The following is a 26,437-nucleotide window of genomic DNA, read 5'->3' on the forward strand; positions in this document are numbered from 1 at the left end:
GTGGTAACGACACGCGGAGCCTCAAGAAATGCCGCTGAACCGAGACAATGAACGTCCGTTGAGAACCAGGAGCGTGGAATGACGCACGCGACCAATCCGTTCGAGGACGACGAAGCCCGTTTCCTGGTGCTCGTCAACGACGAGGGCGAGCATTCGCTCTGGCCGGCCTTCGCCGAGGTACCGCGGGGCTGGCGCGTCGCCCTCTCCGAGGACACCCGGCAGGCGTGCCTGGAGTACGTCGAGAGGACGTGGACCGACATGCGGCCGCGCAGCCTCGCCGAGCCCGGGGACGGTGGCCGATGACACCGCCACGGGCCGCCTCCGCGCCGGCCGGCTCGGCACCGCCGGGTGGCGCACCGGCCCGCCCCGCCCGCGAACTCCCGCCCCCCGGCGGCCCGTACGTGCCCTCGCCGGAACTCCGCGCCGTCCTCGCCCGCCACCCCGCGCTCGCGGACTTCGCCGCCCGCGTCACGGACTTCCTCGACCGGCATCTGCCCGAGCCCGTCACGGAGGAGGCGCCCCGGCCGCCCTGGCTCGAACTGCGCGGGCACGCGGCCCGGGCCGGGCTCACGGGCTTCGACGTGGCGGCGCGGGGCGGCGGCGGGGACGCGGCCGACGGCGCCGGCCACGCGCCGGGCGGGGGCCGGGGCGCGGCCGTGCCCCCGGGGCTCGAACGGGTGGCGCAGGGGCTCGCGATGTACTTGGCCGGACGGCGCGACTGCGACGCGCGCGAGGTCTTCAGCTCCGGCCACGGCGCGATGGCCCTGCGCTACGGCCCGCCCGCCGTCGCCCACGCGGTACGCGACCGGGTGGTCGAGCGCGGCGAGTTGGCGGGCGTCGCCTCCAGCGAGCCGCACTCCGGCTCCGATCTGCGCGGCCTGCGCACCGTGGCGGTGGACCACGGCGACCACCTGCTGGTGTCGGGCACCAAGGGGCTGGTGAGCCGGGTGGAGGAGGCCGTCGGCTTCGTGGTCTTCTGCAAGGTGGTCGCGCCCGAGCAGGCCGCCGCCCTGAGTGCCGAGGGCGCCGACGCCGGTGACCGCGCGGCCCTGCGGGAGGTGCCGCTGTCGGCCCTCTGGCTGCCGATGGACGCCCCCGGCGTGCGCACCCAGACCGCCGCCCCGCTGGGCCTGCGCGGCTGGAGCCTGGGCCATCTGCACTTCGACGGCGTACGGGTCGGGCGCGACCTGCTGCTCGGCGCCCCGGGCGACGGCCGCCGGATCTTCGACGCGCACTTCGCCGGCTGGCGGCTGATGATGGCGCTGGTCTGCCTGGGCGCGGCGGGCGCCGCGATCGACGAGGCCATGGCGCGCACCCGCCGGCACAGCGTCGGCAGGACGTCCTTGGCGAGCATCCCCTCGGTGGCGTCCCGGCTCGGTACCGCGGCGGCGGAGGTGCAGGCGGCCACCGCCTGGTGCTTCTCGCTGCTGGAGGGCCTCGACCGGGACGCGGACGGGGCCGACGTGGCGGCGTGCTCCGCGGCGAAGGCCCTGGCCACGGACGCCTCGTACCGCGCGGTCGATCTCGGTCTCCAACTCCACGGCAGCGACGGGTACACGTGCCACACCCCGATGGAGAAGCGCCTCCGCGACATCCGCGGGCTCCGTATCGCCGACGGCCCGAACGACGTCCTCTACAGCGTGCTGGCGCACGCGCTGCTCGAAGGTCCCCGGGCGGGTGTGCGGGTGGTGCGGCAGCGGCGGATCTGAGCGGAGGTCAGGGGAGCTTGCCGCGCAGCGCGGAGAGATAGAAGGGGATCCTCTTCACGGCCTTGCGTGACACCGGAAAGACCTCGATTTCACCGCACCTGTGGTCATTGATGGTGAGCAGGTATTCGCCGTCCGCATGCCGCAGTTCCGCAGAATAGAGAAGGTCGTCGTCCCGGTTTTCTCGTTCATTCACATGGGAAACGATAGGTCACGTCACGGCAGGGAAGATCGACTCAATCCCGCGGCACTCGAAAGAGTGAAGATTCGCAGGTCAGGGTGGTGGGAAGTCCGCTTCGTCCGCTAGTCTCTGAATTGGCAGTCCGGGAACGTGAAAATAAATGTGAAGGGGCGGGTGCCGACGATGCTCCCAGTGCTTCCAGTGTTTTTGGTCGGGGCGGTTTCCGCGCCTCTTATCAAGAAAGCGATCAGGCCGGTCGTCCGCGGCACGATCAAGACCTCCGTGAAACTCGCGGTCGATGTGAAACGGGCGGCGCACGAGATCAACGAGGACATCAGCGACATCGCCGCCGAGGCGAGCGCCGAAGCCTTCGCCGCGGACGTCCGGGGCGATGCGGACGTGCCGCGCCAGGGCGCCAAGAAGCCGCGCGCGGGCAAGGCGGTGGCGACCGACTGACCCGGGCGGCGGGCCCGGCGGCCTCGCGATGCCGGAGCCGGATGGCTCCGAGCCGCGTTGCCCGCTGGGTCGCGCGGGCCCGTACGCCAGACCGTCGACGGCCCGCAGGGTGAACGACATCTGGTACGACCTCCGCACGCCCGCCGGCACCCGGATCGGCTGCCGGCGTGCGCCCGGGCTCCGGCCGCGGTCCTGGCCCCCCCGCACGACAACGCACAGCAGCTCCACCTCGATCTCACCGTCTCGGACATGGAAGCAGCGCGGCCGCGCGCCCTCGGGGCGCGGCCGCTGGACCTTGACGACGACGGCGGCGAGCGGAACTTCCGCGTGTACGCCGGCCCGGCCGGACACCCCTTCTGCCTCTGCCGCATCTGACGCCGGCACCCCCGGGCACGTGCCGCCCGGGAGTACGCGCGGGGCACGCGGGCACCCACCGCGCAGCCGGTTGCCCGCCCCGCTCCCCGTATGGACCACCGCCACGTGCGGGGACGTCGGACCCGCCACAGACTGGCCCTGTGTCCGAGCAACGCGAAGGGCGGGCCCGGCCCGCCACGAAGTCCACCACGAAGCGCGCCTCCCGGAGCAAGGCCGACCACGCGGTCGACGGGCCCGAGGAGGCCGCCCGCCGTGCGTGCCGCAGCCTGGCCCGCCTCATCACCCACGAGACCGAAGGCGTGTCCGCCGTGCGCCGGGCCGAGGAGGGCTGGCGGGTGCACGTGGACGTGCTCGAGGTGCCGCGGATCCCGGACACGACCAGCCTGCTGGCGACCTACGCGGTGGAACTCGACAGCGGGGGGCGCCTCGTCGAGTACGAGCGGATCAGGCGCTACCGGCGCGGCGCGCGGGACGACTGACGGCGGCGACGCCGTTCCCCCTGGAAGAGGAAGAGCCCTATGTCGACGACCACCACCACGTACAACGAGGCCGCAGTCTGTGTCCCGCGCGCCGGAACCCTCTACGACGTCCTTGAACTCATCCTCGACCGCGGCATGGTCATCGACATCTTCGTCCGGGTGTCGCTCGTCGGTATCGAGATCCTCAAGATCGACGCCCGCATCGTGGTCGCCAGCGTCGACACCTACCTCCGCTTCGCCGAGATCTGCAACCGCCTCGACCTCAACGAGGACGCCTCCGCCAGGACGGTCCCCGACCTCTTCGCCGGCATGTCCCGCAGCACCATCGCCACCACCGGGGCCAAGAGAGCCGCGAAGTCCCTCGGCACTCATGTGAAGGAGGCGATCGGGATCGACGAGGACGACGACCGGGAGGACGAGTACGACGAGCGGGACGAGGAGGAGACGGAGAAGGCACCGCCCCGCAAACGCGCTGCGGGAACCCGCTCCAAAACCGCCAAGAAGACCGCCAAGAAGACCGCCTCGAAGACCTCCGGCCGTTCGGGCCGGCACTCCAGGGCGGCGTGAGCGGTGGCCCCCTCTCCGCTCTACGTGTACGCGGTCGTCCACGCCGACCTGGCACTGCCGCTCGGCCTCCGGGGCGTGGGCAGGCCGCCGGCCCCGGTCAGGCTGCTGCCCGCGGGCGAGCTGGCCGCGGTCGTCAGCGACGTCCCGCCCGATCTGCGCGCACGCAGGCGCGATCTCACCGGCCACCAGGACCTGCTGCTGGCCCTCTGCGCGGTGGCCCCCGTCCTGCCGATGCGGTTCGGGATGGTCGCCGACGACGAGGAGACGGTACGGAGCGCCCTCGACGCCGCGGCCGCGACGCACCTCGACACCCTGCGACGGCTCGACCGCCGCACCGAGATGAACCTCAAGGCCATGCCCGCACAGGACGGCGTGGAAGCACTCGTACGGGACGACCCGGCCGTACGGCGGCTGGCGGCGGACGTCCGCCGGCGGCCGACCTACGAGGGCAACGTCCGGCTCGGCTCGGCGATCGCCGAGGGCCTCGCCCGGCGGGCCGCCCGAGCCGCCGACGGCGTCGCGCAGGAACTGGCGGTGCTCGCCGACGAGTGCGTCCACGGCGCCGAGGTGCCCGGGTGCGTGCTCAACACCTCCTATCTCATGCCGCATGCGCACGCGGAACGCTGCAGAGAGCTGGTCGACCGCAGGGCGGCCGAGCTGCGGGACCTGGTGGAGCTGCGGCTGACGGGCCCGCTGCCCTGCTACAGCTTCGTTCCCCGGGAGGGCGGCCGTGCCGCCGCCGGTACCGCCCCGCGGCCCGTAGCGGTGAGGAGCTGACATGGGTCTGCTCAGCGGGCTGATGCTGCTGCCGCTGGTGCCGGTGCGAGGCGTCGAGTGGGTCGCCGGCCGGCTGCTCGACGCCGCGGAGCAGGAGCTCTACGACCCGGGCACGCTGCGGGTCCAGCTCGGCGAACTGAACCGGGCGTACGAGGCGGGGGAAATCGGCGAGGAGGAGTTCGAGCGCGAGGAGGAGCGCATCCTCGACCTGCTGGAGCAGCCCGGCACCGCCCTCGCGGCGGTGCCGTCCGACCCCGGTGGCCCCGGCCACGCCGGCGGCCCCCACCACCCCGACCACCCTCTGAGCCCAGGAAGTGGGTCATGACGGACAGTTACAAGACGACCATGCTTGCCGGAGTCGCCGGGGGCTATCTCCTCGGCAGGACGAGGAAGGCCAAGCTCGCCCTCACCGTCGCCGCCCTCGTCGCGGGCAGGCGGCTCGCCCCGCAGGACCTGCTGGGCGCGGGCGCGCGGCGGATCGCGGACTCGCCGCAGCTCGCGGCGGCGTCCGGCCAGGGCACGGACCAGATGGTGACGGCCGCGCGGGCGGCGCTCGGCTCGCTCGTCGACCGCCGGGTCGCGTCCCTCTCCGACTCCCTGCGGGAGCGCACGGACCGCCTCGGCGGCCTGAGGGAGGAGCGCGAGGCCCGTGACGCAGGTGCCGGGCGGGATGAGGACGACGAGAGCCGCGACCGGCGCACCGCCGCGTCGACGCGGAGGCCCCCGGCCCGTAGGAAGACGACGCGCACCGCCCGGCCCACCACCTCCGGGCCGCGGCAGAAGGCGGCCGCGGGTGCCGAGCGCGGCAGCCGCGGCACGGCGAAGAGCGCGCGGACGACGGCCGATCGGCCCTCTAGGAGGCAGCGGCCATGACACCGCAGCGCGGAAGTACGGACACCGACGAGACCGCGGACGCCGCGCCGCTGGCGCGCTTGCGCGACGAACTCCTGGAGTACCTGGGCGCGGTCGGCAAGCACGCGGTGAGCAAGGCCACCGACAAGCTCACCGACATCGCCGAGGGCAAACTCGCGCACGACGGCGGCGGCGCCCTCGCCGAGACCGCCGCCCGCGCCGTCAAGGGTGAGAACCCCGTGAAGGCGCTGGCGGCCGAGAAGGCGAAGGACGCCAAGGACAAGGTCGTGGGCACCGCGAAGGAGGCCGTCGGCGCGGACGGCGGCGGGAGCAAGCCGGGCGACCTCAAAGCCATCAACATCATCGAGCACGTCGACATCGGCCGTCCGCTGCGTGTGGTCTACGACCACTTCACGCAGTTCGAGGAGTTCGGCGGCTTCATGAACGGCGTCAGCAACGTCACCCGGGACCCCGAGGACGAGACGAAGACCACCTGGAAGGTACGCGTCTGGCCCTCCAGCCGCAGCTACGACGCGACCGTCTCGGAGCAGGTCCCGGACCAGCGGATTGTCTGGTCGTCCGAAGGGTCGAAGGGGACGACGAGCGGCGCCGTGAGCTTCCACGTCCTGGACGACGAGCTGACGCGCGTGACGGTGGTCGTCGAGTACTACCCGTCCGGGTTCTTCGAGAAGACCGGCAACATCTGGCGCGCCCAGGGCCGCCGGCTCCGGCTCGACCTCAAGCACTTCCAGCGCTACGTCACGCTCCAGACGGAGGACGCGGAGGGCTGGCGCGGTGAGATCCGCGACGGCGAGGTCGTGCGCAGCCACGAGGAGGCCATGGAGGAAGAGGAAGGCGAGGAGGACGAGCAGTACGAGGACGAGGAGGACGAGGAGGACGAGGAAGACGAAGGCGGCGAGGAGGAGGACGAGGAAGAAGAGGACGAGGAAGAAGAGGACGACGGGCGGCGGCGAGGGGGCCGGAGAAGGTGACGGATCACGTCCTCGACCGGCCCCTCACCCACCTGCCCTCCACCCCCTCGGGACCGGCCAACCTCGCCGACATCCTCGAACGGGTCCTCGACAAGGGCATCGTCATCGCCGGAGACATCAAGATCGACCTGCTCGACATCGAGCTGCTGACCATCCGCCTCCGCCTGTTCGTCGCCTCCGTCGAGACGGCCAAGAAGGCGGGCATCGACTGGTGGGAGACCGATCCGGCGCTCTCCACCCGTGCGCACCGCGACGCCGTCGACGAGGAGAACGCGCGGCTGCGCGAGCGCGTCGCGGAGCTTGAGGCGAGCGTGGAGGGCCACCGTCCCGAGCGTGCCGGGGCGGACGGCTGGGAGTCCGTACGGAAGGGGCGCCACTGATGACCGGGACGGTACGCGGGGCGGCGCCGCCGGACGCGCCCGCAACCACGGCCACGTACGTCTACGCGGTCTGCCGCGGCGGTGACGAGTCCGCCCTGGCCGGGCTGCCGGGGCAGGCGCCGGGCGCCCAAGTGCGGCTGCTCCGCTTCGGCGATCTCGCCGCCGTGGTGCAGGACGTACCGGCCGCGGAGTTCGGCGAGGACGCCCTGCGCGAGCGGCTGACGGACCGCACGGAGCTGGAACGCTGCGCCCGTGCCCACCACGCCGTCGTCGCCGCCGCGGCCACCGCGGCACCGGTCCTGCCCCTCCCGCTGGCGACGATCTATCACGGCGACGCGCGGGCCGCGGCCGTGCTCGGCGCCGACCGGGACCGCTTCACCGCGGCCCTGCGGCGGATCGCCGGCCGGGCGGAGTGGGGCGTGAAGGTCTACGCGCGGTTGGCCGAGAGCCGCACCGCGCCTGCCGCACACACGCCGGAACGCAGGGACGACCGGCGCGCGGCAGCCCGCCCGGGGCACGCGTATCTGGACCGGCTGCGCGGCGCGCGGCATGAGCGGGAACGGCGGCAGGAGGCCGGTTTCCAGGCCGTCGAGGAGGTGGACCGGGTCTTCGCCGATCTCGCCGTCGCCGGACGGCGGCTGCGCCCGCATGACACCGGCCTCACCCCGGGGCGCGGCGCGCATCTCCTGAACGGCGCCTACCTGGTCGACGAGGCGCGCGCCGCCGAGGTCGCCGACGCGGTACGCCGCCTGCGGCAGAGCCCGGAGTGCCGGGACGTCGAGATCGAACTGACCGGCCCGTGGGTGCCGTACTCGTTCGCGGAAGCGGGTGTGTGACCGGTGCCGGTGGGTGAACACGTGGGCGAGGTCGTCGCCTGGGAGGAACCGGACCGCGGCGCCCCCATCGGGGTGCCGCTGGTGGACCTGCTCGACCGCGTGCTCAACACGGGCGTCGTGGTGAGCGGCGACCTCGTACTGGCGATCGCGGAGGTGCCGCTCGTGCGCGTTTCCCTGCACGCACTGCTGTCGTCCATCAACGAGCGCGTGGCCGCCCCGTGGGGAGACGGTGGTCCGCTGTGACGCTGACCTCGCACCGGACGGCCCGCGATCCGGCGGCCGGCCGGCTGGACCTCGACCCCGACCGGGTCGGCCGCGACCTGGTCTCCCTCGTTCTGACCGTCGTCGAGCTGCTCCGCCAGCTCATGGAGCGGCAGGCGCTTCGCCGCTGCGACCAGGACGACCTCACCGACGAGCAGGTGGAGCGGATCGGCACCACGCTGATGCTGCTCGACCAGCGCATGGACGAACTTTGCGCGGAGCACGGGCTGTCCCGCGACGACCTGAACCTGGACCTCGGGCCGCTCGGCACCCTGCTCGCGCGCTGAGCCGTTCCGCCCCGGCCGGGCGCCGCAGGGCCGGCTGCCCCGGCTGTGACGCATGCCCGCGGTGGTTTCGCGGTACCCGGCTCAGGCGGCCGCGGGTTCGCGCGGCCGGTCGAGTTCTCTGGAGCGTCGTCGTGATGTCGTGGTTCCCCGTCCTGGGGACGGTCGGCTACGTGGCCGGCATACCGCTTGCCGCCCGGTTGTTCTACGGGCTCCTGCGGCGGCAGATCATCTTTCTCGACGGCCGCGAGCGCACGGACCCGGTCGGGTACTTCGATACCCACGACCGTCCCGGGGTGACGGCCGCCGCGGTGGCCGCCGGGCTGCTCTGGCCGCTGACGGTCCCGGTGTACGCCGCCGGGCGGATCGTGGTCACCGCCGTCACCGCACATCCCAGGCGCAGCCGGTACGAGCGCCGCCTGGACGCCCGGCACGTACACGCGCGCATCCGGCAACTCGAAGACGAACTCGGCGTCCCGGACGAGGCGCCGGAACGGGACCGGACCCGGCGGTGACGGGTCCGGTCCCGGCGGCGCGGAGGCGGTGGCGCCCGGTGCGGGGGCGGGTCAGTTGTTGGGCATCGCCATGCTGATGTCGCTCAGGGCGGACGCCGGGTCCCGTTCCACCGCCACGTCGCCGAGGGAGACGACCCCGAGGACGCCGCCGCCCTCGTCGACGACGGGGAGCCGGCGCAGCGCGTGCTTGCGCATCAACTCCACGGCGTGGTCCACCCGTTCGCGCGGCCCGACGCTGACCACCTCCTGGCTGCAGGCGTCGGCGACGGTGGTGCTGCCGGGGTCCCGTCCCGCGGCCAGGACGCGGAGCACGAGGTCGCGGTCGGTGACCAGCCCGCGCAGCTCGTTGTCGTCGGTGACCAGGACGGCGCCGATGTCGTCGTCGCGCATCCTGCGCGCCACTTCCGGCACCGCGGTCAGCGTGCCCACCGCTACCGGGGCCGCGGTCATGATCTCGTGGACCTGCTGATCGGCCATGGCTGTCTCCTTCGCCTGGGGGTACGACGGCCCGGTGCCGTCGCGCCGGACTTCCCCGGTACCCGTCAGCCGGACGTTCAGACACCCCCGCTTCCGGCCCGGTGTCAGGCGCCCGGTGCGGACCCCTCGCCGGCGAGCACCCGGACCGTGCGCAGCCGGGGGTCCGCGGCGTCCGGGACGTACATGCCCGCGCGGATCCCGGTGGCCAGGTAGTCCAGCACCGGCCCGTTCAGCCGCTCCCCGGGCAGGGCGACGGGGATCCCCGGCGGGTAGGGCGTGAGCATCTCGGCCGCCACCCGGCCCGCGGCCTCGCCGAGCGGTACGTCCGCCACGGCGCCGAAGTAGGCGTCGCGCGGCAGGCAGGTCTGCTCCAGGCGCAGTTCGGCCGCGGACGGCACGGCGACGGGCGCCGGCCGGGGGAGCTCCGCGGCGTGCGCGGCGAGGTCCCGTAGCGCCTCCAGCAGCGCGCCGGCGGTCGACTCGTCGTCGGCGTGGGTGAGCTGGGTGCTGATGCGGCGATGGTCGGCCAGATGGGTGGTGAGCCGGTGGTGCCGGAGCAGCCAGTCGGCCGCGGCGTAGCCCGAGAGGTCCAGCCCGGCCAGGTCGATGACGACGGGCAGCGGGTCGAAGGCGGCGGCGAGCCCGGTGCCGGCGTACTCGGCGTGGCCGTCCACGTGGAGTCCGGGGATCTCCTCGATCCGCGCCCGTACCTGTGCGGCCAGGTCCAGCGCGCGGTCGAGCAGCCGGGGGCCGTGCAGGGCCATCTGCCGGCGCCAGCCGTCCAGGCCGGCGTAGATGAGGACCGACGGGCTGGTGGTGCCCAGCAGGTCGGCGCGGGATCGGAGCACCGCGGGATCGATGCGGTCGCCCTGCAGGTGGAACACGGAGCCCTGCTCCAGACCGCTGCCCATCTTGTGGATGCTCGTCACGCACACGTCCGCGCCGGCGTCCATCGCCCAGGTCGGCAGCCGGTCGGAGAACGGGAGATGGGCGCCCCACGCCTCGTCCACCAGCAGCGGACATCCGCGCCGGTGGCAGATGTCGGCCAGCGCCGCCAGGTCCGCGCACGAGCCGTACGGCGTCGGGCTGGTCACCAGCGCGCCGCGGGCGTCGGGGTGCTCGGCGAAGGCGCGCTCGTACGCCGCCGGGGACGGCGGATGCGCCAGGTGCCGCTCGTCGTCGAAGGACGGCTCGACCCACACCGGGCGCAGTCCCGACAGGATGAGCCCGGAGACCACGGACTTGTGCGCGTCCCGGCCCACCAGGAGCTTCTCGTACGGTCCCGCCACCGCCAGCATCGCCGCCTTGACCGACAGGGAGCTGCCGCAGGTGGAGAAGAAGGTGTGCTCGGCCCGTACGGCGTCCGCCATCAGCAACTCGGCGTCCCGCAGCACGCCGCCCGAGGCCCGCCGGTCGTCCAGACCGCTGATCGCCAGCACGTCGGAGGCGAACACGGCGTCCCCCAGCACCTCGCGCACCTCGGGATCCGCGCCCCGGGCCTGCTTGTGCCCGGGCGGGGTGAAGGGGAGCAGGCCGTCCCGCCGGTAATGGCCGAGTGCCTCCAGCACCGGGGCGCGCGAGTGATCCATGCCGCCGCCCTATCCCGTGGTACGGCGGTGACCGCCGCCGGCTGCCGCCTGTCCCGGCGCTTCGGCCCGTACGGTGCCGACGGCTGTCGCCGGTCTCCGCACGGTCCGGGCGGGCGTCACCGTTCCTCGCGGCGGTCGCTGCCCGGCAGCATCTCCTGGGCTTTGGCCTTGACGCCCTGGCGGAGCATGGCGGCGCGGTCGCTGTCGCCCTTGAGGACGGAGGCCGCGGCGGCCTCGATCTGGTCGAGGGTCGCGTGCGGGGGAATGGGGGGTACGGCCGGGTCGGTGTGGAAGTCGAGGACGCAGGGCTCGTCCGCGGCCAGGGCCGTCTCCCAGGCGTGCTGCACCTGGTCCGGCTTGTCCACGCGGATGCCGCCCAGGCCGAGGGAGCGCGCGAAGTCCGCGTACGCCACCTCGGGCAGGGACTGCGAGGGCAGGAACTGGGGTGCGCCGTTCATGGCCCGCATCTCCCAGGTGACCTGGTTGAGGTCGTGGTTGTTGAAGACCGCCACGATGAGCCGGGGGTCTTCCCAGTCCTGCCAGTACTTCTGGATCGTGATCAGCTCCGCGAGGCCGTTCATCTGCATCGCTCCGTCGCCGACCAGGGCGATCGCGGGCCGCTCGCCGTGGGCGAACTTCGCCCCGATCGCGTAGGGGACGCCGGGGCCCATGGTGGCCAGCGTGCCGGAGAGCGATCCGCGCATGCCGTCGCGCAGCCGCAGGTGGCGGGCGTACCAGTTGGCGGCGGAGCCGGAGTCGGCGGTGAGGACGACGTTCTCCGGCAGCAGGCCGTTGAGGCAGTGCACCACGTACTCGGGGTTGACCGGGTCGGCTTCGACCGCGGCGCGCCGCTCCATGACCTGCCACCAGCGCGCGTTCTTCTGCTCGATCCCCTTGCGCCAGCCGCCGTCCCCGGCCTGCCGCAGTTGCGGCAGGAGCCGCCGCAGCGTCGCGCGGGCGTCGCCGACGAGGTTGACCTCGAACGGGTAGCGCAGACCGACCATGTGCGCGTCGACGTCGATCTGCACGGCGCGCGCCTGGCCGTACTCGGGGAGGAACTGGGAGTAGGGGAAGCTGGAGCCGATGACCAGCAGCGTGTCGCAGTCCCGCATCAGCTCGTACGAGGGCCGGGTGCCCAGCAGGCCGACCGCGCCGGTGACGTAGGGGAGTTCGTCGTCGAGCACGTCCTTGCCGAGAAGCGCCTTGGCCACACCGGCGCCCAGCCGGTCGGCGACCTCCATGACTTCCCGCCGGGCGCCGCGCGCGCCCTGGCCGACGAGGATGGCGACCTTCTCGCCCGCGTTCAGCAACTCCGCGGCGCGTTCGATGTCGGGCTCCGCCGGGACGGGGGCGTAGTTCGACATGTCGAGGCTGGAGGGCACCATCTTGAACGCGTGCTCGGGCGCGGAGTAGTCGAGGTCCTGCACGTCCGCCGGGATGATGAGGGCGGTCACCGTCCGGCGGGCGATGGCGGTGCGCATGGCGCGGTCGAGGACGTTGGGCAGCTGCTCCGGGACGGTGACCATCTCGCAGAAGTCGGAGGCGACGTCCTTGTAGAGGCTGAGGAGGTCGACCTCCTGCTGGTAGGAGCCGCCCATGGCGCTGCGGTTGGTCTGCCCGACGATCGCGACCACGGGGACGTGGTCGAGCTTGGCGTCGTACAGGCCGTTGAGGAGGTGGATGGCGCCGGGCCCGGACGTGGCGGCGCACACGCCGACCCGGCCGGAGAACTTGGCGTAGCCGACGGCCTGGAAGGCGGACATCTCCTCGTGCCTGGCCTGGACGAACCGGGGAATGTTCTCCGCCCGGCCCCAGGCGGCGAGGAGTCCGTTGATGCCGTCGCCGGGATAGGCGAAGACGTGCTCGACCTTCCACGCGCGCAGCCGTTCGAGGACGTAGTCCGAGACTTTGGTCGGCATGCTGTGGCCTTTCGATGACGCGGTTGCGGGTGCGGGGACCCGGACGCCCGCACTCGGCCGTACGGGTGGCGACCGGGTCCCGGCCGCGGCTCTCAGCGCCCGAGCTTGCGCTTGAGCTGGGCCTTGTTCATGGACGAGCGACCGCGGATGTTGCGGCGCCGGGCCTCCGCGTAGAGCTGGTCGTACGTCGGCCCGCCGGGGCCCGAGTGGGAGCGGAGACCGCCCCTGCGGCCGGAGGAGATGTCCCTGGTGGAGGTACGGCTGGCGGTGCGGGCCTCGCCGGTGCGGGCGCGTTCCTTGTTCACCGTGCGGGCGGCGATCTCCTTCGCCCGCCGGGTGCCGGTGCCGCGCCGTTGCGCACCCTCCTTGATGTGCTCGTACTGACGCTCCCGTTTCTGGCTGGATCCGCTCGGCATGTGTGCCTCCTGTCGGCTTCGTTCGGTCGGATCACACCATCGTGTGCCACCCCCGAGACGACATCAAACGGACAAGAGGTGCCCTGCTCGCCGTGACCAGGGAGACTTGCCCTTATGGTGCAAATCGGATACACGATGATGACCGAGCAGGCGGGGCCGACGGAACTGGTCGAACACGTCGTCGCGGCCGAGGAAGCGGGCTTCGACTTCTCGGTCACCTCCGACCACTACTTCCCGTGGCTGCGCTCGCAAGGGCACAGCCCGTACGCCTGGAGCGTCCTCGGTGCCGCCGCCTACGCGACGTCGCGCATTCCCCTCATGACGTACGTGACCTGTCCGCTCATGCGCTACCACCCCGCGGTCGTGGCGCAGAAGGCCGCGACGCTGCAACTGCTCGCCCAGGGCCGCTTCCGGCTCGGGCTGGGAGCGGGTGAGAACCTCAACGAGCATGTCGTCGGCCGCGGCTGGCCCGGAGTCGACGTCCGGCACGAGATGCTGGAGGAGGCCGTTGGCATCATCCGGGACCTCTTCGGCGGCGGTCACGTCACCCGGCACGGCAAGCACTTCTCCGTCGACTCGGCGCGGCTGTGGGACCTGCCGGACCGGCCCCCGCCGATCGGCATCGCGGTCTCGGGCGAGCAGTCCTGCGCGCTGGCCGGACGGCTCGCCGACCTGGTCATCGCCACGGAGCCCGAGGCCGGGCTGCTGGAGTCCTTCGACCGGCACGGCGGTGCGGGCAAAGCGCGGGTGGGGCAGTTGCCCGTCAGCTACGACCCGGACCGCGAGGCGGCGGTCGGGCGCGCGCACGACCAGTTCCGCTGGTTCGGCAGCGGCTGGAAGGTCAACGCGGAACTCCCGCACCCCGACTCCTTCGCCGGCGCCACCCGGTTCGTCACGCCCGGCGACGTCGCAGGTTCCATCCCGTGCGGCGCCGATCCGGCCGCGTTCGTCGAGGCCGTCCGGTCCTACGCGGACGCCGGCTTCACGGAGGTGGCGCTCGTCCAGATCGGCGGCGAGACCCAACCGGCCTTCCTGCGCTGGGCGTCGAAGACGCTCCTGCCGGCGCTCCGCGCGGAGTTCGGCTGAACGCCCGCGGCCGCGCCCGGCGGGCCACGGCGGGCCTCCCCGGGCCGGCTACCGGCCCCGGCCGGTGAGGAGGTCGCGGGCCCGGTCGACCATCCCGATGCCGGGGTCGACGAGCCTGTTGGCGGGAGGGGTCGACGGAGTCCCGGGGTGCGGGCGGGTGGGGGAGGTCTTCTTCGCCGTACGGACCTTCTCGCCCAGGTCCCACAGCGTGTCCTCGCCGCAGTCCCGGCGCATCCGCACGAAGAGCGTGCTCTCCTCGTCGTGGATGTGGGCGATCACTTCGCGCTGGAGCGCGCGGACCGTGGGGTCGAAGGCCGGGTCGCGGGGCTCCATGCCCTCCAGTTCCTTGAGCATCTGCTCGACCTGGGCGTGATCGGCGAGTTCCTTGTCGGCGATCTTCCCGCCGTTCGGCAGATGCTCGCGCACCGCGGGGTAGAGGTGCTGTTCCTCCGCGACCGAGTGCCGCACCAACTCGACGGTCAACCGGTCCAGCAGCCGCTTGCGGTCATGGCTGCCGGGCGGGGCCCGGTGGAACTGCCCGAAGTAGTCCGCCACCTCGCGATGGTCGGTGGTCAGCTCGTCGATGACGTCTCCGCCGTGTCCCATCATGGTCTCCTTCCACTGTGATCCGCGAACTCCCGCGGGGACGTTCGCGGGTACGGGACGCGGCGGGTACCCCGATTCCCGGAGCCGATGCGGCCGGCGGGGGTGACGGGCAGCATGATCTACGCGGCGGTCCGGTCCATTTCCACGCGCTCGTACACCCGCTCGCAGGTACGGCTGATCAGGCGGGAGACGTGCATCTGCGAGATGCCCAGGTGGTCGGCGATGCTCCGTTGGGTCATGTCGCGGAAGAAGCGCAGGTAGAGGATCTCGCGTTCGCGTTCCGGCAGTCGGCTCAGGTGCGGTCGCACGGCCTCGCGGTCCACGGCCCGGTCGAAGCCGGGTTCAGCGTTGCCGACGGTGTCGGCGAGCGAGTAGCCGTCCTCGGTGTCGGTCAGGTTGGCGTCCAGGGAGAGGGTGGCGTAGCTCTCCAGGGCCGCCAGTCCCGTGCGTACCTCCTCCTCGGTGAGGCCGGCCTCCTCGGCGATGTCCGCGGTCGGCGGGAAGCGGTCGTCGGCGCTGGTGGCCAGCGCCATGCTCGCGCTGCGGACGCGGTTGCGCAGGTCCTGGACCCGGCGGGGCACGTGGACGCCCCACATGTGGTCGCGGAAGTGGCGCTTCAGCTCGCCGACGATCGTCGGCACGGCGAAGCTCTCGAAGGCGTGGCCGCGCTCGGGGTCGTAGCGCCCGACGGCCTTCACCAGGCCGAGGTGCGCGACCTGTTCCAGGTCCTCCAGCGCCTCGCCGCGGTTTCTGAAGCGGCGGGCGAGCCGCGCCGCCATCGGCATCCACGCGCGTACGACCTCCTGCCGCAGTGCCTTCTTCTCGGGCCCTTCCGGCATGCCGGAGAGCCGGCGGAACTGTGCGGAGGTGTCGGGTGCGTCGTCGTGCGGGTGTTTCCCGCTCCTTGCCCGGACATGCGCCACGGGGGCCTCCCTCGGGCGAGTTGCGAACGTTCGGTTCTCGCGGGAGGAAGGCTGCGGCCTGATACCGGAGTACCGGTGGGCGGGCCGCGAACGACAGTCCGGACCGTACGCGGCCGGAGCACCGACGGCTGACAAGCCGTCCGCTCCCGCGGCGTGCCTCTGGTCCGAAGCACGTGATTCCACCTGCCCGAGGCCGGGCGCCGTAAACGCGAATCGCCCGGCCTACGGCCACGCCGCCGGCCGGATGACCGGATCTGAGCGGTCCTTTGTGAAGGCTGTGCCGCACACAGGGCCCGTGCCCCCGCCCGCCCTCGGGGGTGCCCCGCCCCGGCCGCGACGGCGCTCACCCGCGCCGGCCGCCGTCAGCCGTCCGGCTGCCACCGGGGTGCGTCGGGCGACTCGGCGACCTGGCGCAGCGTAAGGCCGCTGCGGGCGGAGCGGGCACGCCGCGGGTCCGGCGTGCCGCCGGTGCCGCGCCCGGATCCGGTCCGTACGAGCAGCCACATCGGCTTCTCACCGGAGCCGCCGCCCGGGGCGCCGCCGCGGAACCGGGTGAGCGCGTACCGGCCGTGCAGCTTCCTGCCGTGCAGCTCGAAGACGGCGTGGCCGTCGTCGATGGCCTGCCCGAACGGCACCGGCTGCCCGCGCCTGCCGTGGCTGAGCGGGCGATAGGTGCCGGTGTCCCAGACGATGACGGTGCCGCCGCCGTACTCCCCCTCGGGGATCACGCCTTCGAACTCCAGGTAGTCCAGGGGGTGGTCCTCGGTGGGGATGGCGAGCCTCTTGTCATGGGGGTCGGTGGATGGCCCCTTGGGGACCGCCCAGGACTTCAGGACGCCGCCGACCTCCAGGCGGAAGTCGAAGTGCACGGTGCTCGCGTCGTGGATCTGCACCACGAACGCCGGCCCGTCCGATTCACCCGGCGCGGCTTCGCCGCGCGCGGCGGGCTCGCCGCCCGGCTCGCTCGTCCTGTCGAAGTGCCGCTTCTCGCGGTAGGTCCGCAGCTCGTCCCTCTTGCCCACGACAGCCCCTCGCGTCGCCTCGCTCGTTCCGCCTCGGCCGGTGCTCCCGCCGCTCCTTCGCGGCACGTGGGGGTCCGGGCCTTCATCATCCGCCGGGGCCCTGGTGGTGCGGGCGTGTTACTCCTCCGACCGGGTGCGGCACGAGCGCGTCGGCGAACGTGCCGGCGAAGAGGTCCCGATCGTCCTCGGCTACGGCTGCCCACCGGGATCGTCCGGTGGTGGGTGGGGGAGGGCCGGGGGCGCGAGGTCCGGCCGGATTCCGGGCGCTTCATGCCGTGCCAGGAGGGTGAGGAGGGTGGCCACGGTCAGGCCGGACTCGGCCGGGTGGCGCAGAGGAACGTCCTCTTGGATGCGGTAGGTGTTGGTGCGGCCGTGCCGGGTGCGGGAGAGATAGCCGGCCTGCTCCAGGTCGGCGATGATCCGCTGGCAGGCGCGCTCGGTGAGCCGGCAATGTGCCGCTATGTCACGGATCCGCACCGAGGGGTTGTCGGCGATCACGGCCAGGATGCGGGCGTGGTTGGTGAGGAAGGTCCAGCCGGTGTGGGATTCGGGTGCGGTAGCCATTGCCGGTATCGTACGATGCTTCGTTCGCGTACCGTAAGACGCGAAATCCATGTCGTGAATCGTCGTGCGTCATCGAGTGAGGCGAGCAGGAGACCGTCATGCCCTCTCCGCATAGGGACCCCGGGATGCCCCACACACGGCCTGTGGCCGACAACGACACCACCGCTCAGCCGTCACCGCAGCCGGCGGGAGAGTCCGGCGCGGCCCTCGGCGCGCTGCCGTCGTGGGTCCGGCACCGGCTGGCCGAGTTGAGCGAGGAGAACGCCCAGCTCAAACAGGCCATCCGGACCAGGCCGGTGGTCGATCAGGCCCGCGGGGTTCTGATGGCCGTCCTCGATGGCGATGCCGACGACGCCTGGCAGGTGCTCCGCCAGACCTCTCAGCACGCGAACGTCCCTCTGCGCGACGTGGCCTCGTGGGTGGTTTCCTCCACCGGGGGCACACCGATGTGCGATGACCTGCGGGTTCCGATGCGTCAGGCGATCGAGCGGGTGTGGAGGCGGCGAGATGGTGAAGGCAGCAGACGCACCGCATCTGCTTCTTGACGAGGTCTGCCGCCTTCTCACCGCCGCCGGCTTCGACGTCACCGCCGGCGGCGGAGAAGGGGCGGCGGGCCTGCACGTGCGGCGCAGCGTCGACGCCGTGGTGGTGCGGTGGGAGCCTGGCGCCGCGCTCGATCCCGCCGGACGTGGCCACAACGAGCAGGACGGCATCCGGGCGGCCCTGCGTTACGCACTGCTGGCGACCCTCACCGAGGCAGGCCATGCCGTCCACGTCGACCACGACAGCGACGACGTCCACGTGAGAGAGCCCGTACGAACGGAGCCGGCAGGCGACTGAGAGCCCGTGGGGCGGCCGCAGGGAACTCGTGGCCGCGGGAACGGCTGCCGCGGCCCGTCAGGTCGGTGGGTAGGTGGCGGCGGGCAGCCGGTCGATGTTGCCGTGCCACTGGCAGAGCAGGACGGTCGCGTCGTCGTCGAGCTTCCCGTCGTGGTAGTCGAGGACGGCGTGGATGAGGCGGCGCAGCGTCTCGGGTACGGGCAGGGCGTCGCTCTGGTGGCGGATGACGAAATCGACGAAGCGTTCGCGCCCGAACTCCCGGCCGTCGGCGTCGCGTGCCTCGGTGATGCCGTCGGTGTACAGCAAGACCCGGTCTCCCGGCTCCAGTTGCACCTCGCACGCGTGGACCGGGAGGCCGAGGTCGGTGCCCAGGGGGTGTGACGGCGGACACGACAATTCCGACGTCCAGCGTCCGCCCCGGACCAGAACCGGGGAGTGGTGACCGCAGTTGACCCAGGTCAGTACCCCGGTGACCATGTCGAGTTCGGCCAGGATTCCGGTCGCGTAGCGGGTGTGGGTGTAGTGGGCGATGAGCACGTCCTCGATGGCCGCGCACGTATCGGGCAGGCTGACGCCCTGACGGCGTTGGTTGCGGAAGGTGGCCATGGCCAGGTTCGCGGTGAGCCCGGCGGCGGTGTCGTGGCCCATGGCGTCCAGGATCGCCAGGTAGGTGGTCTCGCCGGCGATGCCGTAGTCGAAGGCGTCTCCGGCGGCGGTGTAGGCGGGTTCCATGGCCGCGGCGAGTGTGACCCGGTCGTTGGAGAAGCTCCGGGGCGGCATGAGGGGCCACTGCATCTCGGCGGAAACCGTCATGCTCGTGGTCCGGATAAGCCGGGCGTAGGCGTCGCTGTTGGTTCGCTTGCTCGCCAGCAGCAGGGACACCAGGGAGGTCAGGTCCTGGATCGCCTCCAGGTCCGCGTCGTTGCTGTGGTCGGTGTCGACGCTCAGCACCCCCAGGCGTTCGGCGCCGTTCAGCAGGGGGATCCACTGCCGGAACCGGCCGTGCTCCTCGGCCCGGACCGTGATCAGCCGGGTCTCGGTATAGGCGGTCCCGGGCACGGTGGTGAGGATCCGGAACTCCTGGCCGCCCCGCCCGGCGTCGGAACCGCGCCCGGTCACCTCCCGCAGCACTTCCCCCTGGAGGTCGGCCACGAAGATCCTCGCCTGGTACAGTCCCGCGGTCTTCGCGTGCTGGGCGACCAGGAGGGGCATCTGTTCGAAGGTGGCCAGATGACCGGCACGCAGAAGCGCGCGCTGCATCCGCGCGGTGGGCTGGGAAATCAGAAGAAACCCCGGAGAACAGGGACACCCCGCGTTCGCCCGCCTGCGGTCTCGCCGACTGCACGAGAGACCGCTCCCCGGTGTCGGGACAGGCGAAAACAAGGGACCGAGCGACTGTTACCAACCGCCAGAGTACGGACCACATGTCCCTGAAAGGCGGTTTTCAGGTTTTGCCGAGTGTTGCCCCGTTCGGCGGCCTGACGCCCTGCCCGGTCGTGAACGGGGTTCGGCGATGTGCGCGTCGACGGCGACCCCCGGCGTGAGCGTCGCCGGCCGGTCGTCGGGGGATCGTGACGACCGGCCTGGCCGTGGGGGACGCCCGTGGGGAGTGGGTCCGCTGTCGGGTGCGGCTCGTTCCGATCAGGCGGTCACGGCGTGCACTTGCTTCCGCCGCCTATGCCGGCGGCCCAGCCGATGCCTCCGGTGAGGTGCTTGACGAGGTTGTTGTTCCCGCCGTTCTCCGTGTAGGACTCGGCGAAGTGGCCCATGCCCGTGACCCAGATGCGGCCGCCGTCGTACTGCTTGCACCAGGAGATCGGGTGGTCCTCGCCCATCGCGTTGGGGCCCGGCTCGTACGTCTCCTCGTCGAGCGTTGCCAGCACGTGCGCGTCGCCGCGTACGCTGCGGGCGAAGTTGTAGTGCTCGTCTCCGAAGCCGAACTCCTTCGGGAGGTTGCGCGTCGACGGGTGGCGCCGGTCCTCGACGCGCACCGTGGCGACGTTGTTCAGATCGCTGGCGGCGTGGCCGGTCATGAGCGTGCCGACCGCGCTGTCGGCCGCGCCGTCCCACCAGTCCCAGGTGGTGACGCCGGCGCCCATGTCGACCGCGTTGTGGTTGGCGGCGATTCCGCCGCCGGCGTTGACGAACCCCCGGATCGCCGCGCGCTGCTCCTCGTCCCACAGCGGGCCCGGACGGCCTCCGCCGAGCCACTGCGACGAGGAGTTGAAGAGGAAGATCGCGTCGTACTGGGCCAGGTTCTCCGGGGTGAAGACGCGGGGGTTCGCGTCCGGGTGGTCGCAGTTGCCGACGGCCCCGCCGAGGCCGTCGCAGTCCTCTCGTACCGATGAGATCCCGGCCTGATCCAGCGCTTTCTGGATCGGGCCGATGCCGCCGTCGATCGAGCCGGCGTGGCGGTACCCGGTCGTCCCGGTGTAGATCAGGACCTTCGACTCGGACTTGGCCTCGGCAGGTACGGCCGATGTCGCGACGAGCCCGATCGCCGCCACCGCCAACAACGCACGGTGCACGCCTTGTCGTGCGTAACGCATGGCACTCCCCTCACCTCTGGTGTCGTCATCAACTACGGCCTCATTTCGGGGACATGTCAAGACGACCATGCCGGCGGATATCTCGCCGCGCCGCCGCGAGGCGCCCCCGACCTGGGCTTTTGAGCTGTGCTGCACGTGCCTGTCCGGGCCGGCGCCGGTGTGCGAGGCTCTCCGGCAACGCAATCACCCGAGAGGTCCCGAACGACCCGAAACGCACCCGGACGCAGGAGGGTCGATTCCCAGGCGCAGGGGCAAGGCCGCCCGAGCAGTCATGAACTATCGGTCGCCCCACTGGCGGGCCGCGGTCGCTCCGGTGCGGGCCCCGCCGCGTCTTCTGGAAGGAAAGCCAGCATGTCCGTCTACATTCGCCCGAGAACCCACTGGGCGCCGTATGTCGTCGAAGACCCACGCATCAAGGCGCTCGCGGCGGCGCTCGGCCTTCCCGTCGACATGATGGTGGCGCGCGCCGAGAATCCCCCGCCGAATGACAGGGCATGGGAGCCCTGGACGGGAGGCGTCTTCATCCACCACCGCGGGGAGGGGACGTTCAAGCCCGACGCGGAGCGCGACTGCCAGAGGGAAATAGCGAAGGCGTGGGCGTCCGGTCATCTCGATGTCGGTGACATTCACTACAACTTCCTGGTGTGCCCGCACGGGGAGATCTACGAGGGCCGTGGCTTCCGGCGAGCGGAGGGAAACGCCGCCGGCTATGTGAACGGTGTGGGGCGCAATACCGGGTTCTATTCGATCTGCGGCCTCCTGCGTTCGGAAGACACCCCGACCCAGGACATGCGGAATGCCATCAAGGACCTCATCTGGCATCTGCGGGACGATGTCTCACCGACCCTGCTCGCCGGGGACCTGCTGCTGCCGCACTCGCTGGGCTACGACACGGAGTGCCCGGGAAAACTCACCCCGTACGCGGAGTCGGGCTCTTCGATGGATCCCGGCGTACCCGTGGCCGGGAAGGAGCCCAACGGGCTGCAGATCATCTCGCGCAGCCAGTGGGGCGCCCGCCCGCCCCGTGACGAGGACTTCGCGACGCTGTCGCAGCGCACCGGATTTGCCGTGCACTACTCGGCCGGTCCGACCTCGCAGACTCCCCGGGCGATCCAGAACTACCACATGGACGGCAACGGGTGGTGGGACATCGGTTACAACTTCCTGGTGGACCGGTCGGGACGGATATTCGAGGGCCGCGGCTGGATGACGGTCGGTGCGCATGCGACGGGCTACAACACCAGTCATTTCGGCGTGTGCTTCATCGGGCGGGACGGCGACGCGACCCAGACCGCCAAGAATTCCATCCGCAGCCTCTACTACGCCGCGAACAAGTACGTGGGCAGGTCACTCGCCAGGACGTACCACAGTGCGATCGGCTCCACGGCCTGCCCCGGCAACGATCTGCGGACCTGGGTGCGGAACGGCATGCCGGGCACGACCTATCCCATCGTCGGTGGTTCCCCCGTGTACAACGGCGATACGCCCCCGGGCGACGGCTCGGCCGGCGGCCTGACCAGCGTCCGTTCCATCGCCGCGCAGCAGCGTGCCGTCAACGGGCTCGGGTACACGCCGCAGTTGGACGTCGACGGCATCTTCGGCCCGCTCACCAACTCCGGGGTCAAGTGGCTCCAGGCCAAGGTCGGCGTCGCCGCGGACGGACTCTGGGGACCGCTGACCGAGGCGGCCTACGTGGCGTACAACGGTGGCGGCGGATCCGACGGCGGCCTGACCACCATCCGTACCGCCGCCGCGCAGCAGCGTGCGGTCAACGGACTCGGATACACACCGGAGCTGGAGGTCGACGGCGTCTTCGGGCCCAGGACCGAAGCCGGGGTGAAGTGGCTGCAGGCCAGGGTCGGCACCGACGCCGACGGCCTGTGGGGCGCCGCCACCGAAGCCGCCTACGTGGCGTACACCGGGGGACACGGCAACGCGGACGGCGGGCTGACCACCATCCGGCCGGTCAGGTCGCAGCAGCACGCCGTCAACAGCCTGGGGTACACACCGGAGCTGGAGGTCGACGGCCTCTTCGGGCCCAGGACCGAAGCCGGGGTGAAGTGGCTGCAGGCCAGGGTCGGCACCGACGCCGACGGTCTCTGGGGACCCGCCACCGAAGCCGCCTACGTCCGCTACGAGGGCAGCGCGGGACTGACCGTGGACGGCTCCTTCGGCCCGGCCACCATCACCGCGCTGCAGTACGCGACCGGCACCGCCGCCGACGGAATCTGGGGACCGGAATCCCGGCGCGCCCTTCAGCAGCACCTCAACACGTGGGCCGGTGCGGACCTGATCGTGGACGGCGATGTCGGTGCGGCCACGGTGAAGGCCCTGCAGGGCCACCTCAACAGAATGACCGGCGCGGAGCTGACCGTGGACGGCGACTGGGGCCCGGGCACCACCAAGGCCCTGCAGACCGCGCTCAACCAGGGGAGGTTCTGATGCGGGACGACAAGACAGGCCCGACGCGAGCGGCGGGCGCCGCCGGAACGGCGGTCACCACGGGCGAAGGGGCGGCAGGGCTCTCCCGGAGGAGAGTCGTCGCCGGCGGAGTCCTGGCCACCGCCGGTTTCCTGAGCCTGGGAACCCCGGGGGCCGCGGCCCGGCCGTCGCCCCCGGCCGGGCGGTCGGCCGCGGCGCCCCGGGGACTGTCGTCCTTCACCGCGGTGGCGGCCGGCGAGGCGGACGCCACCGCGGTCCCCGCCGGTTATACGGCCGACGTGCTCGCCCCCTGGGGACAGCCCGTACGCGCGGCCGGGCCGCGGTGGCGGGCGGACGGGAGCGGTACGGCGGCCGAGCAGGCGCGGCAGGTCGGCAGCCATCATCACGGCGTCCGGTACTTCCCCCTGGGCGACGGCGCCGCGGGGGACCGCCACGGCCTGCTCGTGATCGGCCACGAAGCGACCGACGCCGAACTGCTCGGCGGCGGGGCCGCCAAGGCGGCCGCCGCGCAGGGCCTCACCGTGGTGGCGGTACGCGAGTCCGGCGGCGTGTGGAGGGCCGTGGATTCGGCGTACAACCGGAGGATCACGGCCGACTCGCCCGTCCGGTTCTCCGGTCCCGTGCGGGCCGGCGGCGGGTCACGGGGCGTGCTGGCCTGCAGCGGCCAGGGCACCACCCCCTGGGGCACTTACCTGGCGGCGGAGGAGAACTTCAACGCCGTCTTCGGCACCGACGACCCCGGCTGGCGGCGCGGCGAGAAGCACGTCAGGTACGGCCTGTCCGCCGACGGTTTCGGCCACCCCTGGCACCGCGCCGACCCGCGGTTCGATCTCGGCGCTCACGAGGCGGGACCCGACGGGTTCGGCTGGATCGTGGAACTCGACCCGCGTGATCCCTCCGCCGTCCCGGTCAAGCGGACCGCGCTCGGACGCTTCATGCACGGCTCCGCCACCGTGACCGAGGCCGCCGGCCGCCTCGTCGTCTACAGCACCGACTCCGAGGACGGCGAGTACCTCTACAAGTACGTCAGCGCGGACGGCTGGCGCCGGATGCGGGACCAGGGCAGGAGCCCGCTCGACCACGGCACCCTCTACGCGGCGCGGATCTCCCCGGACGGCGCAGGAGGCTGGCTGCCGCTCCGGCACGGGCACGGCCCGCTGACGCGCGACAACGGCTGGCGGGACCAGGCCGACGTCCTCGTACGGGCCAGGATGGCGGCCGACGCCCTCGGCGCCACCCCCCTCGCCCGCCCCGAGGGAGTCGCGGTGAGCCCGCGCGACGGCGAGGTGTATCTGGCCCTCGCCAACAGCGCGGGTGGCGCACCGTGTTCGGGCGGGCCGGAACAAGGCGCGGCGGCAGGGGTCTGCGTGCGCGGCGCCGATCGCTACGGGCGCGTCATCCGGTGGCGCGAGGCGGCGGACGACGGTACGCCGCCCTCCTTCCGCTGGGAGGAGTTCCTCGTCGCCGGTGACCCGGACCTCTCCTCCGACGGCGCGTTCGCCGCCCCCAAGGGGCTCTGGTTCGGCGCGGACGGAACCCTCTGGATCTCCACCGGCATCTCCGGCCACGACCTCAACGGCACCGCGGCGGTCTACCGGGCGGCGGGGAACAACGCCCTGCTGGCCGCCGATCCCACGACCGGGAAGGTCCGCCGCTTCCTGACCGCTCCGCGCGGCGCCGAGGTCACCGGAGTCACCGCCACCCCCGACGGACGAACGCTCTTCGTGAACATCCAGCACCCCGGCGAGCGCACCGCCCGGTGGGGCGCCCCGGACAGCGCCGACCCGGGTGCGGTGAGCACCTGGCCGTCCGGCAGGCCGGGAGACCGCCCCCGCTCCGCCACCGTCGCCGTCCACCCGGTCCGCGACCCGCGTCGAAGGGAATCGTCATGAAGGCCGAGCCGGCCGCGCTGTCAGCCGCCGCCGTCCTGCTCCTCGCGCTCGGGGCCTCGGCCGACGGCATCATCGGTCCCGACACCTGGCGCTGTCCGCACGCCTTCGACCGGTAACCGCCCCTGGCGGCGTACGTGACCGGCGGCCCCGCCGCGCCCGACACGCCGTCACCTCCCTCCGCCGGTGCACCCCGGCCCGTGCCCGGATCCGGCGTCTGCCACGCGCAGGCGCCGGCAAGCATGCGGTTCACGCTCGTTGAACGGCCGTTTATCGTTTCCTGATCACAGCTTCCTACGCTCGTCCGGCCCGATCCCGCGCCGGGCGGACGAGGCGCGCGCTCGGGCAGGAACCGAACTCAGGCTGGGGGAACGACGTGCTCCGCATTCACTTCACCGATGTGGACCTGGCGAGGACCCGGCTCGCCCCCGCGCCGGACCCCATGTTCGAGATCGCCGCGAGTCTGCACCGGCTGCAGTCCCGCGGGGGCCGGTGGGCCTACGCCGGCTGGTACCGCTCGGCACGGCAACGGCTGCGGGAGGCGGGGCTGGAGCGGGTGCTGCGGAGTGTCCTGCTGCCCCTGTACCCCAGGGCCGCGTACTTCCCGGACTTCCTCACTCCGGCGGATGCGGTGAACGGCCTGGACGCCGGACTGGAGTCGATCCTGGCCACGCCTGCGCAACGGGTCGTCGAGGAGATGACGATCCTCGACCGCACCGTCGGAGCACCCGCGTGGGCCGGGCGACTGGCCGGACGGGAGGAGCGCAAGGAGTTCGCGGGCATCCTGCGCGCGTACTTCGACGGCGTCGTCGCCCCCCACGCGGAGCAGGTGCAGGCGCGGATCGAGGCCGAGCGGGCGGCACGCTGCCGCGGGCTCCTCGACGGCGGAGTGGAGGGCATGCTCGCGGGACTCAGACCCATGCTGCGCTGGTGCCCGCCCGTCCTGGAGGTCGCCTACCCCAGGCAGGCCGAGGACCGGGACCTGTATCTGAACGGCCGCGGACTCACCCTCGTCCCTTCGTACTTCAACTGGGGCGAGCCGGTCGCCTTCGCCGACCCGGGACTGCCGCCCGTGGTCTGGTACTCCCTGCTCCACGAGCCCGAGGCCCGCTCCGTGACCGACGGTGCCCCGGAGCAGTCCCTCATCAACCTGCTCGGGCGCGCCCGGGCGGTCGCCCTGCGCGCCGCGTCCGCGGGTGCCACGACCGGCGAGATCGCCCGCGCTGCCGGCGTTTCGGCCTCCGCCGCCAGCAGGCACGCCACCGCGCTGCGCGACGCCGGCCTCATCACCACCGTGCGGCACGGCCCGGCCGTGCTGCACACCCTCACACCCACGGGCGCATCCGTGCTGCGCGCCGCCATGCGCCGGGCCGAGGACGACGTCACGGGCACAGCCGTCTGAACCGGCGGCCCCGGCGCCGGGGCCGTGCCCGCGGCATCGCGTCGGCCGTGCC

31 protein-coding genes and 1 pseudogene are annotated in these 26,437 nt (G+C 72.5%); 21 read left to right on the top strand and 11 right to left on the bottom strand.

The features are described from left to right. The first annotated feature begins 78 nt into the window (after positions 1 to 78). Both DMB38_RS34635 and DMB38_RS34640 read left to right on the top strand, forming a co-directional pair. The gene (locus DMB38_RS34635; protein ID WP_125938501.1) at positions 79 to 303 is read left to right on the top strand and encodes an MbtH family protein; all 225 of its coding nucleotides are present in this window, start codon (positions 79 to 81) and stop codon (positions 301 to 303) included. Next, complete coding sequence (locus tag DMB38_RS34640; RefSeq protein WP_125938502.1) at positions 300 to 1,709, top strand: acyl-CoA dehydrogenase; 1,410 nt, start codon at positions 300 to 302, stop codon at positions 1,707 to 1,709. Before DMB38_RS34635 ends, DMB38_RS34640 begins: the two co-directional genes overlap by 4 nt. A 7-nt stretch (positions 1,710 to 1,716) precedes the next feature. On the opposite strand, the gene DMB38_RS34645 is transcribed toward DMB38_RS34640, so the two are convergent. Then, entirely contained in the window at positions 1,717 to 1,902 is a 186-nt protein-coding gene (locus tag DMB38_RS34645) for a hypothetical protein (RefSeq protein WP_125938503.1), read from the bottom strand. A gap of 168 nt (positions 1,903 to 2,070) precedes the next feature. Here DMB38_RS34645 and DMB38_RS34650 point away from each other — a divergent pair, with 168 nt between their 5' ends. The 13 genes and pseudogenes from DMB38_RS34650 (at position 2,071) to DMB38_RS34710 (ending at position 8,661) form a co-directional block, all read left to right on the top strand. Further along, complete coding sequence (locus DMB38_RS34650) at positions 2,071 to 2,343, top strand: DUF5132 domain-containing protein (protein ID WP_240662804.1); 273 nt, start codon at positions 2,071 to 2,073, stop codon at positions 2,341 to 2,343. Positions 2,344 to 2,455: 112 nt separating this feature from the next. Continuing rightward, positions 2,456 to 2,718: pseudogene (locus tag DMB38_RS36350) on the top strand (VOC family protein); the annotation flags it as partial. 140 nt (positions 2,719 to 2,858) lie between these two features. Further along, complete coding sequence (gvpO, locus tag DMB38_RS34660) at positions 2,859 to 3,197, top strand: gas vesicle protein GvpO (protein ID WP_125938504.1); 339 nt, start codon at positions 2,859 to 2,861, stop codon at positions 3,195 to 3,197. A gap of 39 nt (positions 3,198 to 3,236) precedes the next feature. After that, positions 3,237 to 3,764, top strand: coding sequence for a gas vesicle protein GvpJ (gvpJ, locus tag DMB38_RS34665; RefSeq protein ID WP_125938505.1), 528 nt, complete (start codon positions 3,237 to 3,239; stop codon positions 3,762 to 3,764). A 3-nt stretch (positions 3,765 to 3,767) separates the two neighbouring features. Then, a complete protein-coding gene (locus tag DMB38_RS34670; protein ID WP_125938506.1) occupies positions 3,768 to 4,541 on the top strand; it encodes a GvpL/GvpF family gas vesicle protein in 774 nt (257 codons plus the stop codon). A 1-nt stretch (position 4,542) separates the two neighbouring features. Continuing rightward, a complete protein-coding gene (locus DMB38_RS34675) occupies positions 4,543 to 4,866 on the top strand; it encodes a gas vesicle protein GvpG (RefSeq protein ID WP_164716169.1) in 324 nt (107 codons plus the stop codon). After that, complete coding sequence (locus tag DMB38_RS34680) at positions 4,863 to 5,414, top strand: hypothetical protein (RefSeq protein ID WP_240662633.1); 552 nt, start codon at positions 4,863 to 4,865, stop codon at positions 5,412 to 5,414. Before DMB38_RS34675 ends, DMB38_RS34680 begins: the two co-directional genes overlap by 4 nt. Then, positions 5,411 to 6,385 (top strand): SRPBCC family protein, encoded by a 975-nt coding sequence (locus DMB38_RS34685; protein ID WP_125938507.1) that lies wholly within the window; start codon positions 5,411 to 5,413, stop codon positions 6,383 to 6,385. Before DMB38_RS34680 ends, DMB38_RS34685 begins: the two co-directional genes overlap by 4 nt. Before the next feature lie 32 nt (positions 6,386 to 6,417). Then, positions 6,418 to 6,765: a gas vesicle protein gene (locus tag DMB38_RS34690; RefSeq protein ID WP_240662805.1), complete on the top strand. Its 348-nt coding sequence runs from the start codon at positions 6,418 to 6,420 to the stop codon at positions 6,763 to 6,765. Next, entirely contained in the window at positions 6,765 to 7,601 is an 837-nt protein-coding gene (locus tag DMB38_RS34695; RefSeq protein WP_164716170.1) for a GvpL/GvpF family gas vesicle protein, read from the top strand. The genes DMB38_RS34690 and DMB38_RS34695 overlap by 1 nt, the downstream gene beginning before the upstream one ends. 3 nt (positions 7,602 to 7,604) lie before the next feature. Beyond that, on the top strand, positions 7,605 to 7,844 hold the full coding sequence (locus tag DMB38_RS34700; RefSeq protein WP_047019436.1) for a gas vesicle protein: 240 nt from the start codon (positions 7,605 to 7,607) through the stop codon (positions 7,842 to 7,844). Next, positions 7,841 to 8,149 carry a gas vesicle protein K gene (locus DMB38_RS34705; RefSeq protein WP_125938509.1) on the top strand — a complete coding sequence of 103 codons (309 nt, stop codon included), beginning with the start codon at positions 7,841 to 7,843 and terminating at the stop codon, positions 8,147 to 8,149. The genes DMB38_RS34700 and DMB38_RS34705 overlap by 4 nt, the downstream gene beginning before the upstream one ends. Before the next feature lie 134 nt (positions 8,150 to 8,283). After that, positions 8,284 to 8,661, top strand: a complete 378-nt coding sequence (locus DMB38_RS34710) for a hypothetical protein (protein ID WP_125938510.1) — start codon at positions 8,284 to 8,286, stop codon at positions 8,659 to 8,661. A gap of 51 nt (positions 8,662 to 8,712) precedes the next feature. Here the strand turns inward: DMB38_RS34710 and DMB38_RS34715 are convergent, their stop codons facing one another. The 4 genes from DMB38_RS34715 to DMB38_RS34730 all read right to left on the bottom strand — a co-directional run bounded on the left by DMB38_RS34715 (position 8,713) and on the right by DMB38_RS34730 (position 13,062). Beyond that, positions 8,713 to 9,138 carry a CBS domain-containing protein gene (locus DMB38_RS34715; RefSeq protein ID WP_125938511.1) on the bottom strand — a complete coding sequence of 142 codons (426 nt, stop codon included), beginning with the start codon at positions 9,136 to 9,138 and terminating at the stop codon, positions 8,713 to 8,715. A 104-nt stretch (positions 9,139 to 9,242) separates the two neighbouring features. Beyond that, on the bottom strand, positions 9,243 to 10,727 hold the full coding sequence (locus tag DMB38_RS34720; protein ID WP_125938512.1) for an ornithine decarboxylase: 1,485 nt from the start codon (positions 10,725 to 10,727) through the stop codon (positions 9,243 to 9,245). A gap of 116 nt (positions 10,728 to 10,843) precedes the next feature. After that, positions 10,844 to 12,646 carry a thiamine pyrophosphate-requiring protein gene (locus DMB38_RS34725; RefSeq protein ID WP_125938513.1) on the bottom strand — a complete coding sequence of 601 codons (1,803 nt, stop codon included), beginning with the start codon at positions 12,644 to 12,646 and terminating at the stop codon, positions 10,844 to 10,846. Positions 12,647 to 12,738: 92 nt separating this feature from the next. After that, complete coding sequence (locus DMB38_RS34730; RefSeq protein WP_047019441.1) at positions 12,739 to 13,062, bottom strand: hypothetical protein; 324 nt, start codon at positions 13,060 to 13,062, stop codon at positions 12,739 to 12,741. A gap of 114 nt (positions 13,063 to 13,176) precedes the next feature. Here DMB38_RS34730 and DMB38_RS34735 point away from each other — a divergent pair, with 114 nt between their 5' ends. Beyond that, a complete protein-coding gene (locus tag DMB38_RS34735) occupies positions 13,177 to 14,148 on the top strand; it encodes an LLM class F420-dependent oxidoreductase (RefSeq protein ID WP_125938514.1) in 972 nt (323 codons plus the stop codon). A gap of 48 nt (positions 14,149 to 14,196) precedes the next feature. Here the strand turns inward: DMB38_RS34735 and DMB38_RS34740 are convergent, their stop codons facing one another. The 4 genes from DMB38_RS34740 to DMB38_RS34755 form a co-directional block, all read right to left on the bottom strand. Then, positions 14,197 to 14,754, bottom strand: coding sequence for a hemerythrin domain-containing protein (locus tag DMB38_RS34740; RefSeq protein WP_125938515.1), 558 nt, complete (start codon positions 14,752 to 14,754; stop codon positions 14,197 to 14,199). Positions 14,755 to 14,873: 119 nt separating this feature from the next. Continuing rightward, positions 14,874 to 15,677 carry a SigB/SigF/SigG family RNA polymerase sigma factor gene (locus DMB38_RS34745; protein WP_125938516.1) on the bottom strand — a complete coding sequence of 268 codons (804 nt, stop codon included), beginning with the start codon at positions 15,675 to 15,677 and terminating at the stop codon, positions 14,874 to 14,876. Positions 15,678 to 16,039: 362 nt separating this feature from the next. Next, a complete protein-coding gene (locus DMB38_RS34750; RefSeq protein WP_125938517.1) occupies positions 16,040 to 16,699 on the bottom strand; it encodes a DNA polymerase ligase N-terminal domain-containing protein in 660 nt (219 codons plus the stop codon). A gap of 189 nt (positions 16,700 to 16,888) precedes the next feature. Beyond that, positions 16,889 to 17,263: a helix-turn-helix domain-containing protein gene (locus DMB38_RS34755; protein WP_125938518.1), complete on the bottom strand. Its 375-nt coding sequence runs from the start codon at positions 17,261 to 17,263 to the stop codon at positions 16,889 to 16,891. 143 nt (positions 17,264 to 17,406) lie between these two features. Between DMB38_RS34755 and DMB38_RS34760 the strand changes: the two genes are divergently transcribed. Together DMB38_RS34760 and DMB38_RS34765 are read left to right on the top strand one after the other, a co-directional pair. After that, on the top strand, positions 17,407 to 17,808 hold the full coding sequence (locus DMB38_RS34760; RefSeq protein ID WP_240662634.1) for an ANTAR domain-containing protein: 402 nt from the start codon (positions 17,407 to 17,409) through the stop codon (positions 17,806 to 17,808). Continuing rightward, entirely contained in the window at positions 17,771 to 18,103 is a 333-nt protein-coding gene (locus tag DMB38_RS34765) for a hypothetical protein (protein ID WP_125938520.1), read from the top strand. The genes DMB38_RS34760 and DMB38_RS34765 overlap by 38 nt, the downstream gene beginning before the upstream one ends. Before the next feature lie 57 nt (positions 18,104 to 18,160). On the opposite strand, the gene DMB38_RS34770 is transcribed toward DMB38_RS34765, so the two are convergent. Both DMB38_RS34770 and DMB38_RS34775 read right to left on the bottom strand, forming a co-directional pair. Further along, positions 18,161 to 19,363, bottom strand: coding sequence for a PP2C family protein-serine/threonine phosphatase (locus DMB38_RS34770; protein ID WP_125938521.1), 1,203 nt, complete (start codon positions 19,361 to 19,363; stop codon positions 18,161 to 18,163). A 389-nt stretch (positions 19,364 to 19,752) separates the two neighbouring features. Next, the gene (locus DMB38_RS34775) at positions 19,753 to 20,652 is read right to left on the bottom strand and encodes a ThuA domain-containing protein (protein WP_240662635.1); all 900 of its coding nucleotides are present in this window, start codon (positions 20,650 to 20,652) and stop codon (positions 19,753 to 19,755) included. A gap of 351 nt (positions 20,653 to 21,003) precedes the next feature. Here DMB38_RS34775 and DMB38_RS34780 point away from each other — a divergent pair, with 351 nt between their 5' ends. The 3 genes from DMB38_RS34780 (at position 21,004) to DMB38_RS34790 (ending at position 26,385) form a co-directional block, all read left to right on the top strand. After that, positions 21,004 to 23,094 (top strand): peptidoglycan-binding protein, encoded by a 2,091-nt coding sequence (locus DMB38_RS34780; RefSeq protein ID WP_240662636.1) that lies wholly within the window; start codon positions 21,004 to 21,006, stop codon positions 23,092 to 23,094. Then, on the top strand, positions 23,094 to 24,986 hold the full coding sequence (locus DMB38_RS34785; protein ID WP_125938522.1) for a PhoX family phosphatase: 1,893 nt from the start codon (positions 23,094 to 23,096) through the stop codon (positions 24,984 to 24,986). Before DMB38_RS34780 ends, DMB38_RS34785 begins: the two co-directional genes overlap by 1 nt. A gap of 373 nt (positions 24,987 to 25,359) precedes the next feature. Next, complete coding sequence (locus DMB38_RS34790) at positions 25,360 to 26,385, top strand: helix-turn-helix domain-containing protein (protein ID WP_125938523.1); 1,026 nt, start codon at positions 25,360 to 25,362, stop codon at positions 26,383 to 26,385. Positions 26,386 to 26,437: the final 52 nt, after the last annotated feature.

This window comes from Streptomyces sp. WAC 06738 (genome assembly GCF_003945505.1).
Classification (GTDB): Bacteria; Actinomycetota; Actinomycetes; order Streptomycetales; family Streptomycetaceae; genus Streptomyces.